This window comes from Chryseobacterium sp. KACC 21268 (genome assembly GCA_028736075.1).
In the GTDB taxonomy this organism is placed as follows: Bacteria; Bacteroidota; Bacteroidia; order Flavobacteriales; family Weeksellaceae; genus Epilithonimonas.
Map to the genome: position 1 here is coordinate 1,134,117 of CP117875.1, position 22,276 is coordinate 1,156,392.

Genomic DNA, 22,276 nt, shown 5'->3' on the forward strand with positions numbered 1-22,276 from the left:
ATAAAGATATATCGTTTTGAATGTAATCTTGAAACAGAGAATTGCTAATGCGTGAGGGATAGTAGTGGAAATCCTTTTTTGCGGGGGTATTGGTGTGGGAAAAAGATTGTAGCGGATAGCCCGACCCGAGCGGTGGCCTAAAGGTTGGTGAGGGGCACGCCCAAAGATTGTATGGTTGATAGTTTTTGGTTGATGGTTTTGAAAAGCAAAGTTTTGTCAGTAATCAATTCTTTCTATCAACTGTCAACCAAAAACTATCAACCAAATTTCTTATCTTTGCGCCATTATTTTTCTCACTTAAAACGTTTATAGCATGCAACTGTACAACACCTTAAGCGCAGAAGAAAGAGCCAGACTTATTGATGAAGCTGGTAAGGAACGCCTTACATTGTCTTTCTATGCGTATGCCAAAATTGAAAATCCAAAGAAATTTCGCGACGACTTATTTATAGCCTGGAACGCCCTGGATGCGCTCGGCCGAATCTATGTGGCGCACGAAGGTATCAATGCTCAGATGAGTGTTCCTGCGGACCAATTTGAGGCTTTCCGTGAGACTTTGGAAGCTTACGATTTTATGAAAGGCATTCGCTTGAATGTGGCTGTGGAACAGGATAATCACTCATTTTTGAAGTTGACTATAAAAGTTCGAAACAAGATTGTTGCGGATGGTTTGAATGACGAGACTTTTGATGTGACGAATATAGGAATTCATCTTAAGGCGCAGGAATTCAATGATTTGCTGGCGAATCCGGATACAATTGTGGTGGATTTCAGGAATCATTATGAGAGTGAAGTCGGTCATTTTGAAGGCGCGATTACGCCTGATGTAGAGAATTTTCGGGAAAGTTTACCGATTATCAATGAGCAACTGCAGGATTTCAAGGAAGATAAAAACCTTTTGATGTATTGTACCGGCGGAATCCGTTGTGAGAAAGCTAGTGCCTATTTTAAGCATCAAGGTTTCAAAAATGTTTACCAATTGGAAGGTGGAATCATTGAATATGCGCGTCAGGTAAAAGAGGAAGGTGTTGAAAGTAAATTTGTCGGGAAGAATTTTGTGTTCGACCATAGATTAGGCGAAAGAATCACCGATGATATTATTTCGCAGTGTCATCAATGTGGAAAACCTTGTGATAATCATACAAATTGTGCGAATGATGCTTGTCATTTGTTGTTTATCCAATGTGATGAGTGTAAAGCTGTGATGGAAAACACTTGTTCTTCGGAATGTTTAGAAATCATTCATTTGCCTGTGGAAGAGCAATTAGCTTTGAGGAAAGGACTTCAGGTTGGTAATAAAGTTTTCCGAAAAGGGAAGTCTGAAGCTTTGAAGTTTAAAAATTCAGGTGATTTGACCGATAAACCTTTGGCTAAGGCAAAAGATATTCGTCAGAAAATTAAAGTGAAGAAAACCTTGATAGGAAAGGCGGAGCATTATTATACTAAATCAAAAATTGCTCAGTTTTTACTTTCAAATGAACTTTCTGTTGGTGACAAAGTTTTGATTTCCGGACCGACAACTGGTGAACAAGAGATTGTTATCAATGAAATGGTTGTTGAGGGAAATTCGGTTTCAACTGCAAAAGCTGGAGACCAAATTACTTTTGAACTTCCATTTCGCGTGAGGTTGTCTGACAAATTATATAAAATCGTATAAAATTAAGATGAATTTAAGTCGCACAAAAAACGAACTTAGAACACTTTATAAAGCAAAAAGAATGGCCTTATCGCAAGATGAGGTCAATTTTTTGTCTCAAAAACTGCTGGAAAACTTTATTTTACAATTTAATCCTATTGAAAATCAAAAGGTTAACATTTTTTTAGCAATTGAAAAGTTTAATGAAGTAAATACTCAGATTTTCATCGATTATTTTTTTGAGAATAAAATCAGAGTTTTTGTTCCGAAAATCCAAGGTGAGAAAATCATTTCTGTTGAGATTTTTCCGGATTCTGAATTTGAAATTAATAGTTGGGGAATCAAGGAACCAATTTCTAATATCGCTTCAAACGTAGAGCTGGACTATGTTCTGACACCTTTGCTTTATTGTGATTCGTCAGGAAATAGAGTAGGCTACGGAAAAGGTTTCTATGATCAGTTCTTTTCCGAATATCAAAATATTGAAAAAAAAATCGGACTTAATTTCTTTACTCCGAATAAAATTATCAGCGATGTTTATGAAAAAGATGTTCAATTAGACGCTTTGGTTATTCCAGATAAAATTTTAATTTTTTAGTTAATTGTCTGAATTTCAATAATATTAAATTGTAAATTAGTTTTACAGAGCTATTACAAGCTATTTTTTAATGATTTTTGTCAGACGGTGCTAATTTTGTCTTGTAATTATAACTCGATAATTAAGACAACAATTATATAATAATAATTAATTTAAATTTTAAGAACATGAAAAAGTCATTATTCGTAGCTGCTATCGCTGCTATCTCTCTAGTTGCTTGTAACAAAGCTGACAAAGTTGAAACTGCTGCTGTTGATTCTGTTGACGCTACTGCTGATTCTGCTATCACTGCAATCGATTCTACAAAAACTGCTGTAGTTGATTCTGTAAAAGCTACTGCTGATTCTGCTAAAGCTGAAGTAAAAGCTGACGAGAAAGCAACTAAAGATGCTATCAAAAAATAATTAAATCCCAGATTTAATTAAAACAAAACCCGCTAATTAGCGGGTTTTGTTGTTTTTATACTGTCTGTTTCTTTCTTGTAGAAATTATTAAAGTAGAATTTGAATTCTTTTTGAAACTTTACCGGAGACGCCTTCAGCATGTACTGGGCTTTTCGATTGACTGTGGTAATGTAGGTTCTTTTCTTATCATAATACTTAACATCAAAATTCGCAAAATCCAAAGTATCACTTTCAACTACTGATTTGGATGTTGTGAGATTACTCACTTTTGCAAATCTGACTTTCAAACTGTCCATTTCTTTTAGTAATGGCTTTAGATTATTAGAATCTTTCGTTAAAAAATGCGCCTGCATCTGTGTATAAATTACGGAATCAATTTCTGTATCCTTGTTTCCCGAAGTGTACAGTGTGGACAAATCCAGTAGATCCTGAACTTTTTGTGAGGTGATAAGATTGATGGCCTGTAAACTGTCCAAACTTGACTTAGTATAAGTTATCCTATTATTCGCATTTCTTATTGTTTCAAGGGAGTTGTCTTCACCTTCGTATTTTTTGTTACAGGAAATGAATCCTGTGATGATAATGGATAAGGAAAATATCCACCAATAAAATTTATTTTGATTTTTCATCATCTGTAATTTTGAATCTGATCATTACTATTTTTCCATTTTTCATTTGAGAATCAATCACCTCCAGCTTTTCCAGCGATGTAGTAGGAAGCGTAACCAGCGAGATGTATTTTTGCTTATCCAGAGTCTCAATTCCATAGATGTCGCTATCAACAACTTGATAAATAAGTGCATTATCACTTATAAGTCGATTCAACTCACTTGTTTTTTTCTTAAAATCTATAATCGACTTTGAGTAATAATACAATTGAATCGCATAGTCATTAGGTTTCAGTTCAATATTCTCAGAATCTGGTGCGCTTGTTAAATCGCGACTGACAGTATCTGTCCTATAAAAAGGGGAAGAAATTATCATTTTAAGTTTCTTACTCTTAGTTTCGTAGACAAAAGGTGAGTTCGGTTTTACTTTTATAAGAATGGGCGACTCGTTGTCTCTGATGATTTTAACATCCAATTCTCCTTTGATTGAGGAATTCCTATCTGCATCTGTAAAGGCGTAGGTGTATTTTTTATAAAAAATATCATCGTAAAAAACCAGAACAAGTACTGTTGCGAATAGAAATAAGGATATTCCAAGCCACAAATAGCGCCTAAGGAAATTTTGATTGGTTGGATTCGTATTGTAATTTTCCTTTGTTTCAGCCGTGATTTTGTGATTTGTATTTATTTCAGGCTTTGCTATTTCAATCGGTTCTTCTTGAGTGCTACGAATGACTTCTTTGGGAACAGAAATTGCCGAGACTTCAGCGTTTTTCTTTTCATCAATAATAGGATTTTTCTTTCGGAATTCTGACCAAGAATTATAACCTATATATACAGATAATATATTGAGCATATCAATTCTCGGAACTTTTTCCTGAGCATTATTTTTGAAATACGTGTAAAAAGTTTTTTCACTGATATTTCCCTTTGCCTTTTGTCTCAGATCTTCTTGAAAATAAATAATGTCAATGCCTTTCCATTTCGAAATATCATCGAAAGAGGGAGAATGCGATTCAAGATATTTATCCTGAACAGCTTTTTTTAAAGATTGGAAATATAAAAATTCGATCTCGCTCAAAATTATAAATATTCTTAATTTGTTGATTTACAGATGTTCTTATTTGTAAATCGTGTTTTACAAATATATTACAATTAATTTTCAAATACAAGGGTTATTTGTTACTGTACTTTTGTCCCGTTCAAAAGAGAACAAATCTATTAACTAACAATTTAAATTTTATTATTATGAAAAAGTCATTATTCGTAGCTGCTATCGCTGCTTTTGCTCTTGTTGCTTGTAAAAAAACTGAAACTGTAGATACTGCTTCTGCTGATTCTGCTTCTGCTGATTCTGCTGTTGCTGTTGTTGATTCTGCTACTACTGCTGGTGTTGATTCAGTAAAAGTTGCTGCTGATTCTGCAACTGCTAAAGTTGATTCTGCTAAAGTTGCAAAATAATCTTAAATCATTTTAAGATCTATAAACCGTTTCTTTCGAGAAGCGGTTTTTTTATTTCTCTAATTTCTGTCTTAGGATTTCGTAGCAGGTGATTGCCGCAGCGTTGCTAAGATTCAGAGAGTCGATGGTGCCTGCCATTGGGATGAGTACATTTTCTCCTTTCTGTTTCCAGAAGTCACTCAAGCCGGAATGTTCTGTTCCGAATAAAACCGCCGATTTACTTCTCAAATTCTTTTCCTGAATATTCCTAGCATCGTCACTCATAAAAGTAGTGAAAATCTGATAGTCATTGATTTTTAGGAATTCCAAAGTTTCATCATTCGAAGCTTGAAAGATATTCATTCCAAATAAGCAACCAACGCTGGAACGGATGACATTTGGATTGTAAAAATCTGTTCTTGGGTCGGTGACGATTAAGGCATTGATTCCGAAAGCTTCGCAACTTCTGAGTATAGCTCCAAGATTTCCTGGTTTTTCCACACTTTCTAGAATAATGATGGCGGAATCATTTTTCGGATTAAACTCGTCCAAGTTTCTTTGTTCTAATTTGTAGATTCCGATAATTCCTTCTGTCGTTCCACGATAAGCGATTTTTTCGTAAAGTTTTTCTGAAACGTAATGGATTTTTGTTGTTGGTAATTTCCCTTTGAAGATGTTTTCGCAGATGTAATATTCTTCCGGCAGATTGCCAAATTCCAAAGCGCGCTCATTTTCCTGCTGACCTTCTACGATGAAAACGCCGGCTTTTCTTCTTTCCTGATTTTTGGTTAGAAGTCTGGTCAGTCTTTTAATTTTTTCGTTTTGAAGGCTTTCTATCAGCATTTTTGGAAATTTTTTACAAATGTACAATGTATAAAGTATAATGTAAAATGTATAATGTAAAAAGTACAATGTAAAATGTCGTCGTTAAACGTTGAATGTTCAATCGAGGCGAAGAGCGTGAAGGATTTACTTCGTACAGTTCGGCTAAAGCCTCGGGTGCAGTGGAAAGCCCGGAGCGAGGCAACGAGTGAGGACTTGTAACGGAAAGCCTGACCCGAGCGGTGGCCATTGCGCTGGCGAGGGGCACGACCAAATGTTTGTAGTGAATTGAGTTTTGGATGGCGAAATTTCTCGTTTTGTGTTAAATAGCATTGAGATGAACTTCCGGCTTCCTACTTCCAGCAAAAAATATATATCTTTGTTTTATGATTTTACGAGGAGAAAATTTAATCAAAGAATACGGACCGAAAAAGGTAGTGAAAGGCGTGTCATTGGAAGTTCAGCAAGGCGAAATCGTCGGACTTTTGGGACCAAATGGTGCGGGGAAAACGACGTCGTTTTATATGATTGTTGGATTGGTGAAGCCAACTTTGGGAAACGTTTTTCTTGATAATCAAAATATTACGCAGGACGCGATGTACAAACGTGCGCAGAAAGGAATCGGCTATTTGGCGCAGGAAGCATCGGTTTTCCGGAAGTTGTCTGTGGAGGATAATATTCTGGGCGTATTGCAGTTGACGAAGCTTTCCAAAAAGGAACAGCAGAAAAAGTGCGATGAATTGATTGAGGAATTCCACCTGGAACACGTGCGTAAAAACCGTGGCGATTTGCTGTCCGGAGGTGAAAGACGTCGTACGGAAATTGCGCGTTGCTTGGCGACCAGTCCGAATTTTATTCTTTTGGATGAGCCTTTTGCGGGTGTTGACCCGATTGCGGTGGAGGATATTCAGAAGATTGTGAGGTCTCTTGTGGAGAAGAATATCGGGATTTTGATTACCGACCACAACGTTCAGCAGACTTTGGCGATTACGAACAAAACGTATATTATGTTCGAAGGGAAAATCCTGAAAGAGGGAATTCCTGAGGATTTGGCGAATGACCCGGAAGTGAGACAGGCTTATCTTGGGGAGAATTTTAGGTTTGAGAAGATATAATTATATTAATAATTCATGTTATTTAATTTGACTGATAAAGAAAGAAAAATATTTAATTATGGAATTCTAGTTGGTGAATTAGGAGTAATCTCTAGATTCAATGATAAAACTGATCACATATACAATTTCAGCCTAAAACTTTTGCCGAAGTTAAAAACTATAGACGACATCATGGAAAATATTTACATTGATGTTAGTGCTGGTTATAAATTGACTGAAGTTGAAGAACAAAATTCTTTTAAATTTTTCTGTGATCTTTTATATGATAAGTGGTTTTATCCCTACCAAGATAAAGATCAATATCATTTATCAGATATTGGTAATAATTTTTCTTTATATTTTAAAGATTGGAAAAGAGAATTTGTAGTTGATTTTGTTAATTTGTTGTTGGAAGCATTAAATCCAATAAAAATTTATGAAATCCAGTATCATAATTTGAAAAGTTATTATGCTTCGGATTATAACGAATTCCTATTAGAATGTGTGGGGGAAGTTTATCACTTTAAACTACTAGTTTCAGATTAATAAAAATTCTTTTTTTTTACTTAAAGGGTTTTGTATTAATATGTTATGATAATTTTAAAATTAATTTCGATAAAAATATTCAATTCCTAATTTCCTCCTGACAAACTCCTGTCACAACCACGCTGTACATTTGTATCAAATAAAAACAAACTATTATGAATGCAACAGCTACAGTCCTCAACTCACAACAACTTTTAATCCATTGGCAAGGCCACAGAAATCTAACCAGAAGAGTCATTGAAGCTTTTCCTGAAAAAGATTTATTCGAATTTTCAATTGGCGGAATGAGACCATTTTCGAAATTGACACTTGAACTTTTGGCAATCGCCGGACCAGCTTTGAAAGCCATTGTTGACGGTTCGGAAAACACTTTCGACGAAGATGCTTTCCAGCCAACAACCAAAGCAGAAATCCTTGCAAAATGGGATGAGCAGACCGAAGTCATCAATGAATATTTCAGTCAGATTTCTGCAGAACGTTTTCAGGAGACTTTCAATTTATTTGGTCAATATGAATTTCCGGTTTATCAGAATATTCTTTATTTCGTTGATAATGAGATTCACCACCGAGGTCAAGGTTACGTTTACCTGAGAGCTTTGGGAATCGAGCCACCGTTTTTCTGGGAAAGAGAAAGATAAAAAAGCAAAGAGCTTTCAGGATTTTCTGAAAGCTCTTTTATATTAATGAAACCACAAAAGTCACAAAAGAAAACTCTGAAGCTTTTCTGACTTTTGTGTTTTAAAGATTACAAAGTTTAATGCGGTAAAATATTACTAAAGAATTTCACAATGTTTTCCTTGAGTTTTGCAAACGTTTCCGAAGTTCCAAATTCTTTGTTGTCATAACCAATTGGAAACCCTTTTTCCACGTATTCGTTATTCTTACTTAATGTCAACGGTTGGAAATCCTGATTCACTTCACCCAATTCATCGGTATGAATATCCAGATATTTCACCGTAGAATTCTTGGAGAAATCCAGTTTTGTCAAATCGATTTTCTTGATTTCTTTCTTTAAATCCGAACGGAAAAAGAGATTCATATTTTTAGCATCAATCACGGTTTGCCATTCGCCGGCGTGGATAGAATTCAGAATATTCCAGGCGTAATCCACTGGTTTTCCGTCGTATTTGTAATTTTGAAGCATATAATAAGCGCGGTTATATCGGTCGTCCCAATTTCCACTTTTCTCATACTCGAATTTCTCATTTCCACCTAGAAAATCAAATTTTTTAGCCTTATCAAAATCCTTTTTGTACTGATTGTTGCACAAAAGTGGCATTGGCATTTCTTTGTCGGTCAGGACTTTGTATTTTCCATTAAGCAAAGCAATCGTAGTTGCATTTCCTTTGGCATCGGTCAGAAAAAAATGACTTCCCGGCGCATTGGGCCACCAATCGATGTTTGGACCTTTGTTCAGATTGTCAACGACTTCTTTTACCGTTTTGTAATTATCCAATTGATATTGAATCCATTGTGCCCAAAACATATTCGGTTGTTTTGGATTTACAACTTTCGAAGTTTCTTCAAGATAAAGTTCCACAAGGAAAAGTCCTTTTTCATTCACACCATAACAAGGGAAATCGTAACCTAAAAGATTGAACGTCACGGAACCATATTTCGAATTCCATTGTTTTTTGGAATTCAAATTATCGGTGGTCAGATTTTCCCAGCTGATATTTCTTTTTAAGACATCGCGTTTGTTCACGACAATCATTCCGGGCATCGTTTTCCAGTTTTCATTGAAACCAACCACGCAATGGTCTTTTCCCCGCAACAGAAATGCGGAACACGCAGAAAGTGCCGTAGAATAAGCGATTGTTACCAATAGAAAACTTCGTAAAAGTAAAGACTTCATATTTTTAAATTATTTTTTTTGAAATATTTTGGATTAAATCGGCCATCGTATCCTTCAGATATTTCGGTTCGATAATCTCCGCATAGTCCGCAAAGGTAATCAACCAGCGCGGAAAACCCTCGTCAATCCAGCTGGTCTCGAAGGTTAATAGCATTCCGTTTTCTGTTTCTTCATCGGAAATCCAGCCGTAATATTTCATCGAGTGCATAATGTGAGGCATTATTTTCTTCTCGACCAAAAGTTTGACCTGAACTTTTTCAGTATTTGATTTTTGCTTATAGTCAGCGACTTTTCCATATTCTTGATGGAATGGATTTTCTGTTTTAATGATTTTCAAAATACGGTCAACGCGGAATTGTCTGTAATCTTCTCGCATCGTGCAAAACGCCATTACATACCAATAATTGAATTCATAAAAAATCCCAACCGCTTCAATTATCCTTTCCGAAGCTTCGGTTTTTGCACTTTCATAATTGATTTTCAGTTGCGTTTTCTCAGAAATACTTTCCAGAATGGTCGGAATAATATTTTTAATCGAATCCGTCTTTTCCGGCTGATAAGAATAGATGTTGATTTGATTTTCAATATCGGTCACCAGATTTTTCTCTGAATTTCGAAGGACAGATTTCACTTTTTCCATCGCCGAATTGTAATGCGAACCGAGACTTTCGTGCGAGAAATTCTGCATCAGTTTTTCTGCCGTGATGAAACTGAGAACTTCCTCTTTCGTAAACATCACGGGCGGAAGTTTGTAACCATCGACCAAAGAATAACCCGAACCAGCTTCCCCAAAAATCGGAATTCCAGCATTTTCCAAAGTTTTAATGTCTCTGTAAATGGTCCGGATACTCACCTCGAATTTATCCGCCAAATCCTGCGCCCGAACAATCGGTTTACTTTGCAACTGCACAAGAATCGAGGTGATGCGGTCTATTTTTTTTATGTAATGGTCTTCGTTCATCTGTTTTAAGTTTCTGTTACAATTGTTTCTCTCGCAGATTTAGCAGATGATGCAAATTTATTTATCCGAAAATCTGCTGAATTTGCTAAATCTGCGAGAATGAAATTTACCACGAAAATTTGTCTAACTTTCATCTTTGTAAGTTTTCACCAATCTATCAAGATTCAGACTTCTGGCAGATGCATCAAAGATTTCTCGATAAGTTCCGTCTTTTTCATACAATTCTTCGTGCGTTCCGTTTTCCACAACTGCGCCTTTTTTCATCACATAAATCATATCCGAATCCAAAATCTGCGACAACGAATGTGAAATTATCACAACCGTTCGTCCTTGTTTTATGGCGTCAAGAGAATTTTTAATTTGTTCCGTTGCGATGGCGTCCAGACTCGCGGTTGGTTCATCAAGAAAAATAATGGGTGGATTTTTCAGGAACAGTCTGGCGATGGCAATTCTTTGTTGTTGACCGCCGGAAAGTTGCGTCGCGTCGTGGTTGTAAGCTTCCGGCAAATCCATAATCTGCTCGTGGAGATAAGCTTTTGTTGATGCTTCTTTTATTTCGTCAAACGTGGCGTGAAGATTTCCGTAGCGGATATTATCCTCGATACTTCCTTTGAAAATATGATTTTTCTGAAGAACCAAACCAAGGTCGTCACGCAGATAATCATTATCAAAATCATTCAGATTATTGCCATCCAAAAGGATTTCGCCGGAATCTGGTTCGTAGAATTTACAAAGCAAGTTGATGATTGTCGATTTTCCTGCGCCACTTAATCCAACCAAAGCAGTCGTTTTTCCATTTTCGATTTTCAGCGAAACGTTGTGAAGCGCTTTCATTCCGTTTGGATAAGTGAAATCCACATTTTTGATTTCGAAATTTCCTTTGATGGGGATATTGTTGATGGTTCCGTTTGGTTCGGTTTCCTCGTCGGCATTTAAAATTTCAAAATATCCTTCGGCATAAATGAAGGCGTCATTCATATCATCATAAATCCTGTGAAGCTGGCGAATCGGCGCAGAAACGTTGTTGAACAGCATAATGTGAAGCATAATCGCACCAATCGTCATCTGTTGGTCCAGCACAAGATAAACCGTCAAAAGGATAATTAAAACGACGCCGAATTGCTCGATAAAAGTCTTCAAACCGTCATAGATAAAACTGGTTCGTCGAGTGTAAAGTTGGCTTTCCATCAGCTTCATCTGAAGATTGTATTGTTTGCTTCCTTCAAATTTTTCACGGACAAAACTCTTGATGACCATTATCGAATTAATCAAATTCAAAAGTCCGGATGTTTTCTGCTCACGTTGATTTCTGAGTGTTCTTCTTACATTTCCTAATTTTTTAGCTTGTCTTGATGTGACATAAAAATAAATCGGAATCACAAAAGTTGAGACCAAACCGACGTAAACATTCTGCATATACATCACAATCAGCGCAATAATCGCCGTTGAAAAAAGCGGAAGAATATCGATGAAAAAATTTTGGACGAGTTTTGTGAGGCTTTCAATTCCTCTGTCGATTCGGATTTGAAGTTTTCCCGATTCGTGATTTTCGTCGTTGTAATAGGCGATTCGGTAAGTCAGGATTTTGTTGATGGCTTCTTGTGCGAGTTCTGAACTGACATTAATTCTAATCTTTTCACCATAAAATTTCTGTCCAAATTGAATGAAAATATTCGCCAATTCTTTTCCCAAAAGTATGATTGAAATTAAGGTTAAAACGTGAATTCCTTGTTCCATTGGATTGGGAAGTTGTGTCAGTTTCGTCACTTCGTCCACCGTATATTTCAAAACCAAAGGATTGACCTGAGCGAACAATGCACCGATAAAAGTCAAGGCCAAAGTCACGAAAATCATCATTCGGTAAGGTTTGATGAAGCGTCGCAACTGCTGGTAAATATGAATGAGATTGGTAGTTTTTTGAAATGGCTTTTTCATTACAGCAATTTAAGAAAAATATAAAAGCGACATAAAAATTAACCATTCAGTTTTTGGATTAATTAACCACAAAAGGCACAAAAGAATTGTAGAGAAAGAATAAGATAAACTTTCAAACAATTTTCTTTTTTGCTCTTTTGAATTACTAAAAAGAGTTACTGCTATTGTGACTTTTGTGGTTCAAAAATCTGTGCGTTCAAAAATAAAAACCTTAATTTTAAACTTTCATAAAAACTGAAAATGAAAATATATACAAAAACCGGCGACAAAGGCGAAACCGGACTTTACGGCGGAAGCAGAATCTCAAAAGCCAGCGCACGAGTGGAATCTTACGGCAACATCGATGAACTTAATGCAAACATTGGCGTGGCGAAATCACATATCGACGATGAAGAAGTGATTTCTCAACTCAAAAAAATTCAATTTGACTTGTTTACAGTTGGTTCGGAAGCTTCAACACCGATTGATAAATTGTTTTTGGCTAATGGAAAAGCGCGATTACCATTGGTGATTTCAGACAAAGAAATCGAAGAATTGGAAACTTGGATGGATGCGATGGAAGAAAAAGTGGAACCTTTGCAATATTTCATTTTGCCAGGCGGTGGAAAAGCATCGACGTTTCTTCACGTGGCGCGAACGGTTTGTAGAAGAGCAGAACGCAGTTTGGTTTTCCTAAATCAGTCGGAAGAAGTGCGACAGGAATTAATCAAATATCTGAATCGTTTGTCCGATTATCTTTTTGTTTTGGCGAGATATGTTTCTAAGTTGAATAATGAGCCGGAGGAATATTGGAATCCTAATGATAGAAAATGATTTTAACCACAAAAGTCACAAAAGCTTATTGAATTTTACTTAAATTTTTTTAAAAAAAACGCGATGAAAAAACTGATTCTAATATTAATCGGAGCAAGTCTTCTAACTTCTTGTAAGGTTTCTAAACCAACTAATGAAACTCCAAAAGGCTTTTTCTTCAAATGGAAACATAAAAAGAATAATGAGAAATAAAAATTTAATTAATATTTTTATTATAATTATTGGGATTGTAATCAGTTCGGTTGGTGTATTTTTCAAAATTACACATTGGAGTTTCTTCGGAATTTCAGCAAGTCAATTATTACTAATAGGAACAATTTTAGAAATTGCAGGAGGTTTATTACTTTTGTATAATTTGGTTTTTCCTAAAAAGTCTAGTGATTTATAAAATGAAAAAAGCCTTACTTTTTATCAACGGCGAACCACCAAAAGGATTTCCACATCTGTCAGATTATGATTTGATTGCTTGTACAGACGGCGCTTTTCATTATTTAAGGCAATTGAATTTTCCATTAGAAAAATTGGATTTTATTTCCGGAGATTTTGATTCTCATTCAAATGACGAGGAAATTCTTCAATCTAAAATTCACGGTTTTGAAATCATCGAAACGCCTGACCAAAATAAAACGGATTTTCACAAAGCAATAGAAATTATTCTTGAAAAAGGCTTTGAAAATATCGATGTTTATGGTGCAAGTGGAGGTGAGCAAGACCATTTTCTTGGGAACTTGAGCGTCGCTTTTTTCTTTAAAAATAAAGTGAATCTAAGATTTTTTGATAATTATTCATCCTATTATTTTATTCCGAAAGATTTCTCAATTTCTGATGTGAAGGACAGAATGATTTCATTAATGCCGTTTCCAATTGCCAAAAATATTGAAACACAAGGTTTGAAATGGCCGTTGTATAAAGAAGATTTAATTCTCGGTGAAAGAATTGGAACGAGGAATATTGCAGAGAATCAGGAGGTTTTCATTAAATATAAAGAAGGTGATTTGCTGATTTTTGTTGGGGGGGAAATCTAACGCAAAGGCGGACTAACATCTTTTATTTATCAATTTCAAGTCGCCAATTGGAATATTTTGTGATGCTTGATTTGCGACTTATAACGATTTGTGATTTAAATTCTCCTGCGCCTTTGCGTTAAAATATCATCATCATTTTTTATAGAATTATTAACGTAGAAATTCAGTTTTTTTAATCATTTTTGTACCGTAAAACAATTAACTTTTTTTAGCCGGATATGAAAATAAAATATTCTGAACTAATTGACCAAACGCTTTATTTTCCTACAGAAGAATTCAATGTAGAAGAGAATAATCTGAAATTCCACGATATCAACCTGATGGAAGTTGTGGAAAAATTCGGAACTCCTTTGAAGTTCAATTATTTACCAAAGATTTCTCAGAATATTGAAAGGGCAAAATTCTGGTTCAAAGAAGCTTTTGAAAAGAACGATTACCAAAAGACCTACAGATATTGCTACTGCACGAAGTCCAGCCATTTCGCGTTCGTTGTAGAAGAAGCATTGAAGAATGACATCAGTCTGGAAACATCTTCTGCTTACGATATGGACATCGTGAAATCCCTTTATGACAAAGGAAAAGTAGATAAAAGTATCGAAGTGATTTGTAATGGTTTCAAAACCGACGATTATTTGACGAAAATCTCAGATTTAATCAACAGCGGTTTCGAAAATATCACACCGATTCTGGATAATTATAGAGAGCTGGATAAGCTGACAGAAAGTATCGACAGGACTTTTGACATCGGAATCAGAATTGCTTCTGAGGAAGAACCGAAGTTCGAATTTTATACCTCAAGATTAGGAATCGGATACAAAGATATCATCCCATATTACAGCCAAAAAATCGCTGAACATCCGAATGCGAGGCTGAAAATGCTTCACTTTTTCATCAATACCGGAATCAAGGACACGGCGTATTATTGGAACGAATTGTACAAATGTCTCCGCGTGTATGCAAGATTGAAAAAAATTGCGCCAGAAGTGGATTCATTGAATATTGGTGGTGGTTTTCCAATTAAAACTTCGCTTAATTTCGATTATGACTATCAATATATGGTCAATGAGATTGTGTCTCAAATCAAGAAGTTCTGTGAAGAAGAAGGTGTTGAGGAACCAAATATCTACACGGAATTCGGAAGTTTTACTGTTGGAGAGAGTGGAGGTCATTTGTATAAAATCATTTCTCAGAAACGTCAGAACGACAGAGAAAAATGGAATATGATTGATTCATCTTTTATGACGACTTTGCCGGACACTTGGGCGATTTCCCGTCATTTCATTATGTTGCCATTGAATCGTTGGGAAGATTCTTACGAAAGAGTTTTTCTTGGTGGACTGACTTGTGATTCAGATGATTACTATAATTCTGAGCAACATACGAATGCGATTTATCTGCCGGTTTTCAATGAGACAAAATCTTTGTACATCGGATTTTTCCATACGGGCGCATATCAGGAAACGATTGGCGGTTACGGTGGTGTTCACCATTGTCTGATGCCTCAGCCAAAACATATTTTGATTGATAAAGATGAGGATGGGAATTTGACTTACGAGCTTTTCCGTGAGGAGCAAAGGCCAGAAGATGTTTTGAAACTTTTGGGATATTAAAGTATCAGATGATTTGAAATTCTAATCAATCAATTTTCATTTAACGGACTCTAAATTCTAAACATAAAAAAAGGCTTTTCAATCTGAAAAGCCTTTTTTATTTATTAGAGAAAACCTATTTTTTGATGATTTTCTCTGTCGTTTTTGTACCGTTGATATCGGTCATTATCAATAGATAATTTCCGCTTGCGATATTAGAAATGTCAAATTCTCTTTCTTTGGAATCTAGAGTTTTGACTATTTTACCAGTATAATCGGAAAGCTTAATTTCTGTGAATTTTTTATCGGTATCAATCTTCAAATAATTGGAAACAGGATTAGGATAGACTGTAATCTTGTTTGATTTCAATAGATTCTCTACAGCCAATGATTTATCTTTTACAATCACAATTTTTCCTGTTGTCACGTTGGTGCCGTAGTTGTAGGAGTATGTTGTGAAAGCGTAGCAACCAGCGCCACAAGAAGTCATCGATTTTGTAGTTCCTTGAACGTTTGGAATTGGTGTACTGTCTTTCAGCAAGAAAGTATTTGGATTGAATCTTTTGAAAGTGATATTGCCAGAAGAATATTCAGAACTTGCATACGCTACAGATTGAGTAGCTGTGTCAAATGCATTTGCGCCTGTTGTATTTGTAAATTGACCCAGAAGGAATGGCGTTCCACCTGAGATATCAACCACTTTCCCGTCTGTCGAATACAAAAAATTACCTTCTCTTATAAAATCAACACTGAAGTTGGAAAAAAGATTGGGGTAAACAGTGCCTTGCGTTGCTCCTGAAGAAGTAATGTTGACTTTTCTCAAGCCAAATTCAGTAGTTTCGTTATTATATCCCCAAAGTAGATTGTTGCTTGCAAATTCGATTCTGTTGCTTCCGGTGTGATCTTGCGTGGTAGTCGGTCTTCTCACATCGTTGTCATAGATTGCAACGCCTTCATGTTTTGGAGAGAAACCTACATTTCTTCTAGAGATGGCAATTGTATTGGGATTTCCTGGCATCACCTCCATATCTTCTACAAACAAAGCTCCAAGCGAAGGATCAGCTCCTAATGAGAATTGTAGATTTACAGATTTGCTGGCAATGTCCCACCTTCTTACCAGAGAGGCACTTTCAAAACCAACATACAGGTATTGATTGTTATCAGAAATGGCCAGTACATTTGGTTCGCTGCCAATGAAAAAAGTGTTTTCAAGAGTTTGGCTTACCGGATCGATGACGCCGATGCTGTTTCCGTTTGCTCCATTGGCACTTGGAATGCTGGCGTAGATTTTTTTTGCGTTAGAATCATAGATGACCTGATTGGCAATGATATCGAGGACTTTCACTTCTAGCTGAGCGTTGCAAAATAATCCTGCGAAAAGTAATGAAAATGATAGAGTTGTGCGCATTAATTTTTTTTGCAAAAATACAGTTTTTATCTATAAGTGAATGACTTCCGACTAAATTCTATGAACTTTAAATGTTAAAAAAAGCGTCCCGATATTTCAGGACGCTTTTTAATTTATTTGATTTCTGTGATGAATTCTTCGTTTGGTGTTCTGTATTTTTTCAGATTTACCAGCCAATCTCCGCTTGTGTCTCTGTAGCCTAAAGGTAACAGGACAACGCTTTTCAATCCTTTTTCTGCAAGTCCTAACAATTCGTCAAGAGCTTGGTTGTTAAAACCTTCCATTGGCGTAGCGTCCACTTTTTGTTCAGCAGCGGCAGCGATTGCTAGTCCGAAGGAGATGTAAGCTTGTTTTGCAGCGTGCGTTGCGTGCCATTCGGTACCGAGTGGTTCATATGATCCCCAAAGATTTGCTTTGTAATCGTCCATCGTTTCGGTTGGAATTCCTCTTTCTTTTGTGGTTTTTTCGAAAACATCGGAAATACTGTTGTGAGAATAGCCGTCCCAAGCTGCCCAGACCAAAAGGTGAGAACCGTCCGTAATCTGAGCCTGCCCATAAGCGATTGGCTGAATTTTTTCCAATAATTCTTTATTGGTGATCACGAATAATCTGTAAGGTTGCAAACCAGATGATGAAGGCGCCAATCTTGCCGCTTCTATTATGTAATCTACTTTATCTTGAGGAACTGGTTCGCCGTTCATTTTCTTTGTTGCGTAGCGCCAGTTCAAATCTTCTAATAAACTCATTGTCAATGATTTTTTAAATTGAGAGTACAAAGTTAATTAAGAAAAGTTTATTTTTGTAATGAAGTTACCAAAAGTTAGCATTACGAAAAAGTTATTGGATTGATAATTAAATTGTTAACTAATCTTGGAATGTGATTTCTTATCATATGATATTAAAAAAATAAATGATGAAAATAAAATGTTGTAAAACCAATATGATGGCGGTTCAGGATACAATGGATGTTTTGAAAGGCCGCTGGAAGATGCACATCATCGCCGCTCTGTGCTATAATAAAATGAGATTCTCCGACCTTCAGAAAGAAATTGAAGGCATATCGGCTAAAATGCTGAGCAGCGAATTGAAAGATCTCGAAGTCAATCAATTGCTAAAGAGAACTGTTCTGAAAACCCAGCCAATCAGTGTAGAATATGAACTGACAGAGTATGGTTATACTTTAAAAAAAGTGATAGAAAATCTCGCCGATTGGGGAATCCAGCATCGAAAAAGGATTGTTGGCAAGGTGTTGGAAAGCTGATTTTATTTTGATCTAAATTGATCTTTTAAATTGGATTGATCTAAGAATTTTTTATCTTTAATGCTTGTCTTTGATTTTTTCAAATAATGCTGTTCAGAATTTTTTCTTTGCTGTTATTTTTGGTGTTTGCAGTGAATGTGAATGCCCAAATCAATGATGCTCAAAACCTGACAAAAGATGTCAGGTCCTTGATGTACAGTGATCCGGAAAAGGCGATCAAGACGGCGCAGTACATCGTTTCTAATCAGAGCTTTGGAACGCCAGATGATGTTTATAATGCCTTGCTTCTCCAGTCCGAGATCTATTTTAATTTAAAAAAATACAATGACGCTGTCATAAAGCTGATCTCTGCGGACAGAATATCAGGCAATGTTGATGATGATCTTCTCAAGGCTAAAAATGAGTATCTGATTGGAAAGCTCTATCTAGAACTTGGTTTTCTTGATGAGTATCAAGAGGCTATTGACGCTATCGATGCACATTCAAGATCTATGAAGAAAGAGGAAGAAAAATCCTGCGTAGAGCTTTGGAAGAAAGAACTGGAAATTTTGAAGTTGTACCATCAAGGAAAATATAAAGAATGTCTTAATGAAATTCAAAGTAGAATTAATAGTAAGTCAGATTTTGATTTGGCTTATAGTTCACGGTTACAGATCATTGAACTAAATATCGCAAATAACAAAACGAGTGATTTTCAAAGCTCCGAAAGTTACTTTCAGTTTCTGGCACAATTGAATAATCTGAAATCTGAGGTTAAGAGTGTGAACTTTAAAGAAGCTGATATTATTACTTTAAAGAATCGATTTCCGCAATTCAATGATGGCGTTTTCTTTGCCGATGTTTACCGAGAATGGTCAAAAACTGCTTGTGCTAGTAATTCTGCCGACTGTTTTACTTCAAGGAAGGAGTATATTAAAATATTAAAATCGACACTTGCGGACAAGCAGGAAGCGAGAGTGAATATCATCAACCTCATCGATCAGAAGGAGAATTCTAAGATCCACAATCAGAAAGAATTTCAAAATAAGATTTTATTTCTTTTGGCTGCTATTGCTGCATTGTCTTTGGTCATCAGTCTGATCTATTATTTCATCATTAAAAACAGAATGAATGTTGCGACGATGGAATACGAAAAAGAGAATATTTCCAAAGAATACGAAAGGAAACTGAGCGATCAGCTGAAAGATTTCCAGGCAAGTCACGTCTTTACAATTCCGGAAAAGACGGAAAATCTGATACTTGCAAATCTTGAAACGTTTGAAAAAAGCAAAGATGTGAGAGATCCATCTCTGTCATTATCCGTCCTGGCCAAGCGGATGAATACGAATTCCAAATACTTGTCCGAGGTGATCAACAAGCACAAAGGCAAAAATTTCAATAATTACCTGAATGAACTCAGGGTGAATTATATCGTGGAAAAATTAATTCAAAACCCTGAATATCTGCAATATAAAACCAGTTATCTGGCAGAAGAGGCTGGCTTTGCATCGCGCACTACCTTCACGACGATCTTCAAGAATGTGACCGGGAAAAGCCCGTCGCAGTTTATAGATGAACTTAAAAACAAATGATATGAAGAAAGTTTTGTACCTCTTGTTTTTGATGTTTTCAATTTTTGGTTTCTCACAGTCCGAAGCCAACTTGGAGAAGCAGATCACAGAAGTTGATAGGATGGCTTTTGTAGATCCGGATTCTGCTTTGGTAATGGTCAAAAAGCTGGAACCCAAGATCGATGATGATAAGCTGCAAAGCAAATTGTTGCTCGCAAAAGGTAGCGCCTATTCTGTCAAACATCTGTCGTCAGCGGCGTTGAGGTCAGGTTTTGAAGCATTGGATATTTCGCAGAAATCGCAGGATTCTCTGATGATGGTCAATACGTTGGGATTCATCGGTAATCAATATTATATCCTTAAACTCAATAAGAAAGCCATCAATTATCTGAACAGGGCAGAGACGATCATCGATTTTCTGAAGGATGGTTCTCTGGATCAGATGAGCGCGAATATTTATTTTGTGAAGGCCTTGATATACAAGGATAATTTGGATCCTGCATTTGCAATCACTTATTTTGATAAAGCGATCTTTGAGTATAATAAAAATAATGACCGAAGTAGTTTGCTCAACAAAAATATCACCAAGATCCAGAAAGGTTATTCTTTGATAGATATTGGTAAAGCGGATGAAGCGGAGCAACTTTTCCTTGAGGTCATCAAAGAATCTGACCGTTACAAAATGGCTGAAGTTTCTGACTATGCGAAAGTAGGTTTGGCAATTACCTATGATAACAAAAAGGATTTTACCAAGGCCAATCAGATCTTATTGGAGACTGAGAAGAGAATTGGGAAGACGGGAAATATTGGACTTCTGACCGAGGTCTATGATGCGCTGAGTCAAAATTATCTCAATCAAAATAACGCTCCTCAGTATTTTTTTTACAACCAAAAGCTGGAAAAAAATCTGCTGACAAATGATAATGTAGAGGAAAGGTCTTTCTCCGAACTGCTCAGAAAAAACATAGAAACGCAAAATTCAGAATTTGATAATAATCAAAATTTGTTTTATTTGTTTGCGGTTTTGATAATTTTATTTACCATCCTCAGCTTATTTTACATCAGAAAAAAGATTAATGTGCTAAAATCGGTAAAATATTAAAATCCTTATTTGTTTTAGTTTATTCGTTTGGTAGTCAGTGATTTAATGCTTGATAAACGGTGTCTATATTCGTGTAAATTCGCTGATTCCAAACAGTAAAAGTTTTCTTTTAAACAATTTCGTAGTTACATTTGATTATAATTTAAAATCAAGAATATGAAATTGAAAAACGCTTTTTTTGCATCCCTACTTTTATCTGGAATGTTATCCGCACAGACTATTGCTATAGATACAACCGTTCCTAATAATCCTGCTGCTGAAAACAGTATCTTGGAATATTGGTATTGGGCTTACGGGATCAAAGTGACAGGAAGTGGTTTCGCTGCCAACTCTGCCATCAAGTTTACATCCGTAGATCCTCAAGGTGGTTTGAGGTCTTTATCTTCTACTACAGATGCTACAGGAAATATCACTTTCCAGTTCAATGGCTGGACCAATGTTTCACCATTAGGATATTACACTTTGAAAGTTGAAGACGCTTCTGGTAAGACAGCAACTGGAAACTATACCGTGATCAAGGATCCAAAAAGTGTCATTACGGGAACTCCAACACCTGTAGAATTCAAGATGATGGATTTTGATTCTGGTTCTACGATCAAGGTTAAAAATCTGGTGCCTTACGGACAGGTCAAGATCAATGTCGGAAATCCGGCGTCTGGTGCTTGGGAGCTGAATAAAGATGAAGAAATGTATGCTGACGGAAACGGAGAACTGGATATAGAATTAAACAGCAATTCCAGACTTTTTGCTCCAGCAGGAATGATCCCTCTTGAACCTATCGAAGGCAACTGGACCTTGAGCTATAATGACTGGTCTGGAGAAGGCCTGAAGGGAAGTACAAAAATACGAGTGTTACCAAATAATCCGAGCACATCATCATACTGTGGCGCTTCGGCAATCACTTCTGAGCCGATCACTTCTATCACATTTGCTGACCTTGCTAATAATTCTGATCCAAATGCCGGTAGTTCTTATGAAAACTTCGTGTCCAAAGTTGGAAATATAGAAAGAGGAAAAGAGTACAAAATGACCGTGAAAGGTAATGCAGCAGGTTCTTGGAAAGTGAGCACCTTCACCGCTTTCATCGATTGGAACCAAAACGGAACGCTTGATAATGAGAACGAGATCTATAGAATTGGTTTTGTAAAAGGAAGCACTGGAATGGATGATATGTCAGCAGAACTTAACATCAAGGTTCCAGATAATGCAGTACTTGGAAATACAAGGTTAAGATTACTAAAAGTGAATTCACCTTCTACTTTTGCGATGTTCTGGCCAACAGGTGCTTGCGGAAGTTACAACAATGGACAGGTTGAAGATTACACTTTGGCAGTGAAAGAAACTTTGGCTGTCAATGACGCATCCATCAACAAAATACAGTTGTATCCTAATCCTGTGAAAGATGTGTTGACGGTTTCTTCTAGCAAGAAAGTAAACTCGATTTCTGTTTACAATGCTGCAGGACAGTTGGTGAAAACTACTCAGAATGCAAACACGGTGAATATGAGTAATCTTTCTGCAGGTGTTTATGTGGTGAAAACCGATGTAGAAGGTAAAACCGAAACTTCTAAAGTCATCAAGAAGTAACATACCTCAAAAAAATCATAATTATTTTCTCGGCTATTGTTC

General features: G+C 36.2%; 23 protein-coding genes. 15 read left to right on the forward strand and 8 right to left on the reverse strand.

Translation table 11 applies throughout. The features are described 5' to 3' along the window. Positions 1 to 313: 313 nt before the first annotated feature. From PQ459_05415 to PQ459_05425, 3 genes are all read left to right on the forward strand, one after another. On the forward strand, positions 314 to 1,657 hold the full coding sequence (locus tag PQ459_05415; protein ID WDF47919.1) for a rhodanese-related sulfurtransferase: 1,344 nt from the start codon (positions 314 to 316) through the stop codon (positions 1,655 to 1,657). A 7-nt stretch (positions 1,658 to 1,664) separates the two neighbouring features. Continuing rightward, positions 1,665 to 2,234 carry a 5-formyltetrahydrofolate cyclo-ligase gene (locus PQ459_05420; protein WDF47920.1) on the forward strand — a complete coding sequence of 190 codons (570 nt, stop codon included), beginning with the start codon at positions 1,665 to 1,667 and terminating at the stop codon, positions 2,232 to 2,234. Between the two features lie 167 nt (positions 2,235 to 2,401). Further along, positions 2,402 to 2,638: a hypothetical protein gene (locus PQ459_05425; protein ID WDF47921.1), complete on the forward strand. Its 237-nt coding sequence runs from the start codon at positions 2,402 to 2,404 to the stop codon at positions 2,636 to 2,638. Between the two features lie 32 nt (positions 2,639 to 2,670). On the opposite strand, the gene PQ459_05430 is transcribed toward PQ459_05425, so the two are convergent. Both PQ459_05430 and PQ459_05435 read right to left on the reverse strand, forming a co-directional pair. Further along, on the reverse strand, positions 2,671 to 3,267 hold the full coding sequence (locus PQ459_05430) for a hypothetical protein (GenBank protein ID WDF47922.1): 597 nt from the start codon (positions 3,265 to 3,267) through the stop codon (positions 2,671 to 2,673). Continuing rightward, a complete protein-coding gene (locus PQ459_05435; GenBank protein WDF47923.1) occupies positions 3,251 to 4,327 on the reverse strand; it encodes a hypothetical protein in 1,077 nt (358 codons plus the stop codon). The genes PQ459_05430 and PQ459_05435 overlap by 17 nt, the downstream gene beginning before the upstream one ends. Positions 4,328 to 4,494: 167 nt before the next feature. On the opposite strand from PQ459_05435, the gene PQ459_05440 reads away from it, so the two are divergent. Then, on the forward strand, positions 4,495 to 4,707 hold the full coding sequence (locus PQ459_05440) for a hypothetical protein (protein WDF47924.1): 213 nt from the start codon (positions 4,495 to 4,497) through the stop codon (positions 4,705 to 4,707). 51 nt (positions 4,708 to 4,758) lie between these two features. On the opposite strand, the gene PQ459_05445 is transcribed toward PQ459_05440, so the two are convergent. After that, entirely contained in the window at positions 4,759 to 5,529 is a 771-nt protein-coding gene (locus PQ459_05445; protein ID WDF47925.1) for an RNA methyltransferase, read from the reverse strand. Between the two features lie 365 nt (positions 5,530 to 5,894). Here PQ459_05445 and lptB point away from each other — a divergent pair, with 365 nt between their 5' ends. From lptB to PQ459_05460, 3 genes are all read left to right on the forward strand, one after another. Beyond that, complete coding sequence (gene lptB / locus PQ459_05450; GenBank protein ID WDF47926.1) at positions 5,895 to 6,623, forward strand: LPS export ABC transporter ATP-binding protein; 729 nt, start codon at positions 5,895 to 5,897, stop codon at positions 6,621 to 6,623. Positions 6,624 to 6,650: 27 nt separating this feature from the next. Continuing rightward, a complete protein-coding gene (locus PQ459_05455; GenBank protein WDF47927.1) occupies positions 6,651 to 7,148 on the forward strand; it encodes a hypothetical protein in 498 nt (165 codons plus the stop codon). A 155-nt stretch (positions 7,149 to 7,303) separates the two neighbouring features. Then, a complete protein-coding gene (locus tag PQ459_05460) occupies positions 7,304 to 7,786 on the forward strand; it encodes a DinB family protein (protein WDF47928.1) in 483 nt (160 codons plus the stop codon). 116 nt (positions 7,787 to 7,902) lie between these two features. Here PQ459_05460 and PQ459_05465 read toward each other — a convergent pair whose 3' ends face one another. The 3 genes from PQ459_05465 to PQ459_05475 form a co-directional block, all read right to left on the reverse strand. After that, positions 7,903 to 9,003: a linear amide C-N hydrolase gene (locus tag PQ459_05465; protein ID WDF47929.1), complete on the reverse strand. Its 1,101-nt coding sequence runs from the start codon at positions 9,001 to 9,003 to the stop codon at positions 7,903 to 7,905. 4 nt (positions 9,004 to 9,007) lie between these two features. Continuing rightward, positions 9,008 to 9,964, reverse strand: a complete 957-nt coding sequence (locus tag PQ459_05470; protein ID WDF47930.1) for a YafY family protein — start codon at positions 9,962 to 9,964, stop codon at positions 9,008 to 9,010. Positions 9,965 to 10,087: 123 nt separating this feature from the next. Then, positions 10,088 to 11,818 carry an ABC transporter ATP-binding protein gene (locus PQ459_05475; protein WDF48690.1) on the reverse strand — a complete coding sequence of 577 codons (1,731 nt, stop codon included), beginning with the start codon at positions 11,816 to 11,818 and terminating at the stop codon, positions 10,088 to 10,090. Between the two features lie 321 nt (positions 11,819 to 12,139). On the opposite strand from PQ459_05475, the gene PQ459_05480 reads away from it, so the two are divergent. The 4 genes from PQ459_05480 (at position 12,140) to PQ459_05495 (ending at position 15,347) form a co-directional block, all read left to right on the forward strand. After that, positions 12,140 to 12,712: a cob(I)yrinic acid a,c-diamide adenosyltransferase gene (locus tag PQ459_05480; protein WDF47931.1), complete on the forward strand. Its 573-nt coding sequence runs from the start codon at positions 12,140 to 12,142 to the stop codon at positions 12,710 to 12,712. A gap of 133 nt (positions 12,713 to 12,845) precedes the next feature. Further along, positions 12,846 to 13,100 (forward strand): hypothetical protein, encoded by a 255-nt coding sequence (locus tag PQ459_05485; protein WDF47932.1) that lies wholly within the window; start codon positions 12,846 to 12,848, stop codon positions 13,098 to 13,100. A gap of 1 nt (position 13,101) precedes the next feature. Continuing rightward, positions 13,102 to 13,737, forward strand: coding sequence for a thiamine diphosphokinase (locus PQ459_05490; GenBank protein WDF47933.1), 636 nt, complete (start codon positions 13,102 to 13,104; stop codon positions 13,735 to 13,737). A gap of 218 nt (positions 13,738 to 13,955) precedes the next feature. Beyond that, a complete protein-coding gene (locus PQ459_05495; protein ID WDF47934.1) occupies positions 13,956 to 15,347 on the forward strand; it encodes an arginine decarboxylase in 1,392 nt (463 codons plus the stop codon). Positions 15,348 to 15,462: 115 nt separating this feature from the next. Here the strand turns inward: PQ459_05495 and PQ459_05500 are convergent, their stop codons facing one another. Together PQ459_05500 and PQ459_05505 are read right to left on the reverse strand one after the other, a co-directional pair. After that, entirely contained in the window at positions 15,463 to 16,734 is a 1,272-nt protein-coding gene (locus PQ459_05500; GenBank protein ID WDF47935.1) for a T9SS type A sorting domain-containing protein, read from the reverse strand. Between the two features lie 113 nt (positions 16,735 to 16,847). Further along, positions 16,848 to 17,480 carry an NAD(P)H-dependent oxidoreductase gene (locus PQ459_05505; GenBank protein ID WDF47936.1) on the reverse strand — a complete coding sequence of 211 codons (633 nt, stop codon included), beginning with the start codon at positions 17,478 to 17,480 and terminating at the stop codon, positions 16,848 to 16,850. A gap of 164 nt (positions 17,481 to 17,644) precedes the next feature. On the opposite strand from PQ459_05505, the gene PQ459_05510 reads away from it, so the two are divergent. The 4 genes from PQ459_05510 to PQ459_05525 all read left to right on the forward strand — a co-directional run bounded on the left by PQ459_05510 (position 17,645) and on the right by PQ459_05525 (position 22,234). After that, a complete protein-coding gene (locus PQ459_05510) occupies positions 17,645 to 17,995 on the forward strand; it encodes a helix-turn-helix domain-containing protein (GenBank protein WDF47937.1) in 351 nt (116 codons plus the stop codon). 86 nt (positions 17,996 to 18,081) lie between these two features. Continuing rightward, positions 18,082 to 19,566 carry a helix-turn-helix domain-containing protein gene (locus tag PQ459_05515; GenBank protein ID WDF47938.1) on the forward strand — a complete coding sequence of 495 codons (1,485 nt, stop codon included), beginning with the start codon at positions 18,082 to 18,084 and terminating at the stop codon, positions 19,564 to 19,566. Position 19,567: 1 nt separating this feature from the next. Beyond that, the gene (locus PQ459_05520; GenBank protein ID WDF47939.1) at positions 19,568 to 20,647 is read left to right on the forward strand and encodes a hypothetical protein; all 1,080 of its coding nucleotides are present in this window, start codon (positions 19,568 to 19,570) and stop codon (positions 20,645 to 20,647) included. A gap of 156 nt (positions 20,648 to 20,803) precedes the next feature. Then, positions 20,804 to 22,234 carry a GEVED domain-containing protein gene (locus PQ459_05525; protein WDF47940.1) on the forward strand — a complete coding sequence of 477 codons (1,431 nt, stop codon included), beginning with the start codon at positions 20,804 to 20,806 and terminating at the stop codon, positions 22,232 to 22,234. The last annotated feature ends 42 nt before the right edge of the window (positions 22,235 to 22,276 follow it).

Bases quoted from the DNA above. Each gene is read 5' to 3' on its own strand.
- PQ459_05440 (WDF47924.1), top strand. From the start codon at position 4,495: ATGAAAAAGTCATTATTCGTAGCTGCTATCGCTGCTTTTGCTCTTGTT.
- PQ459_05430 (WDF47922.1), bottom strand. From the start codon at position 3,267: ATGAAAAATCAAAATAAATTTTATTGGTGGATATTTTCCTTATCCATT.
- PQ459_05460 (WDF47928.1), top strand. From the start codon at position 7,304: ATGAATGCAACAGCTACAGTCCTCAACTCACAACAACTTTTAATCCAT.
- PQ459_05510 (WDF47937.1), top strand. From the start codon at position 17,645: ATGATGAAAATAAAATGTTGTAAAACCAATATGATGGCGGTTCAGGAT.
- PQ459_05485 (WDF47932.1), top strand. From the start codon at position 12,846: ATGAAACTCCAAAAGGCTTTTTCTTCAAATGGAAACATAAAAAGAATA.
- PQ459_05515 (WDF47938.1), top strand. From the start codon at position 18,082: ATGCTGTTCAGAATTTTTTCTTTGCTGTTATTTTTGGTGTTTGCAGTG.
- PQ459_05420 (WDF47920.1), top strand. From the start codon at position 1,665: ATGAATTTAAGTCGCACAAAAAACGAACTTAGAACACTTTATAAAGCA.
- PQ459_05475 (WDF48690.1), bottom strand. From the start codon at position 11,818: ATGATTTTCGTGACTTTGGCCTTGACTTTTATCGGTGCATTGTTCGCT.
- PQ459_05490 (WDF47933.1), top strand. From the start codon at position 13,102: ATGAAAAAAGCCTTACTTTTTATCAACGGCGAACCACCAAAAGGATTT.
- PQ459_05505 (WDF47936.1), bottom strand. From the start codon at position 17,480: ATGAGTTTATTAGAAGATTTGAACTGGCGCTACGCAACAAAGAAAATG.
- PQ459_05425 (WDF47921.1), top strand. From the start codon at position 2,402: ATGAAAAAGTCATTATTCGTAGCTGCTATCGCTGCTATCTCTCTAGTT.
- lptB (WDF47926.1), top strand. From the start codon at position 5,895: ATGATTTTACGAGGAGAAAATTTAATCAAAGAATACGGACCGAAAAAG.
- PQ459_05465 (WDF47929.1), bottom strand. From the start codon at position 9,003: ATGAAGTCTTTACTTTTACGAAGTTTTCTATTGGTAACAATCGCTTAT.
- PQ459_05470 (WDF47930.1), bottom strand. From the start codon at position 9,964: ATGAACGAAGACCATTACATAAAAAAAATAGACCGCATCACCTCGATT.
- PQ459_05480 (WDF47931.1), top strand. From the start codon at position 12,140: ATGAAAATATATACAAAAACCGGCGACAAAGGCGAAACCGGACTTTAC.
- PQ459_05495 (WDF47934.1), top strand. From the start codon at position 13,956: ATGAAAATAAAATATTCTGAACTAATTGACCAAACGCTTTATTTTCCT.
- PQ459_05415 (WDF47919.1), top strand. From the start codon at position 314: ATGCAACTGTACAACACCTTAAGCGCAGAAGAAAGAGCCAGACTTATT.
- PQ459_05445 (WDF47925.1), bottom strand. From the start codon at position 5,529: ATGCTGATAGAAAGCCTTCAAAACGAAAAAATTAAAAGACTGACCAGA.
- PQ459_05520 (WDF47939.1), top strand. From the start codon at position 19,568: ATGAAGAAAGTTTTGTACCTCTTGTTTTTGATGTTTTCAATTTTTGGT.
- PQ459_05500 (WDF47935.1), bottom strand. From the start codon at position 16,734: ATGCGCACAACTCTATCATTTTCATTACTTTTCGCAGGATTATTTTGC.
- PQ459_05525 (WDF47940.1), top strand. From the start codon at position 20,804: ATGAAATTGAAAAACGCTTTTTTTGCATCCCTACTTTTATCTGGAATG.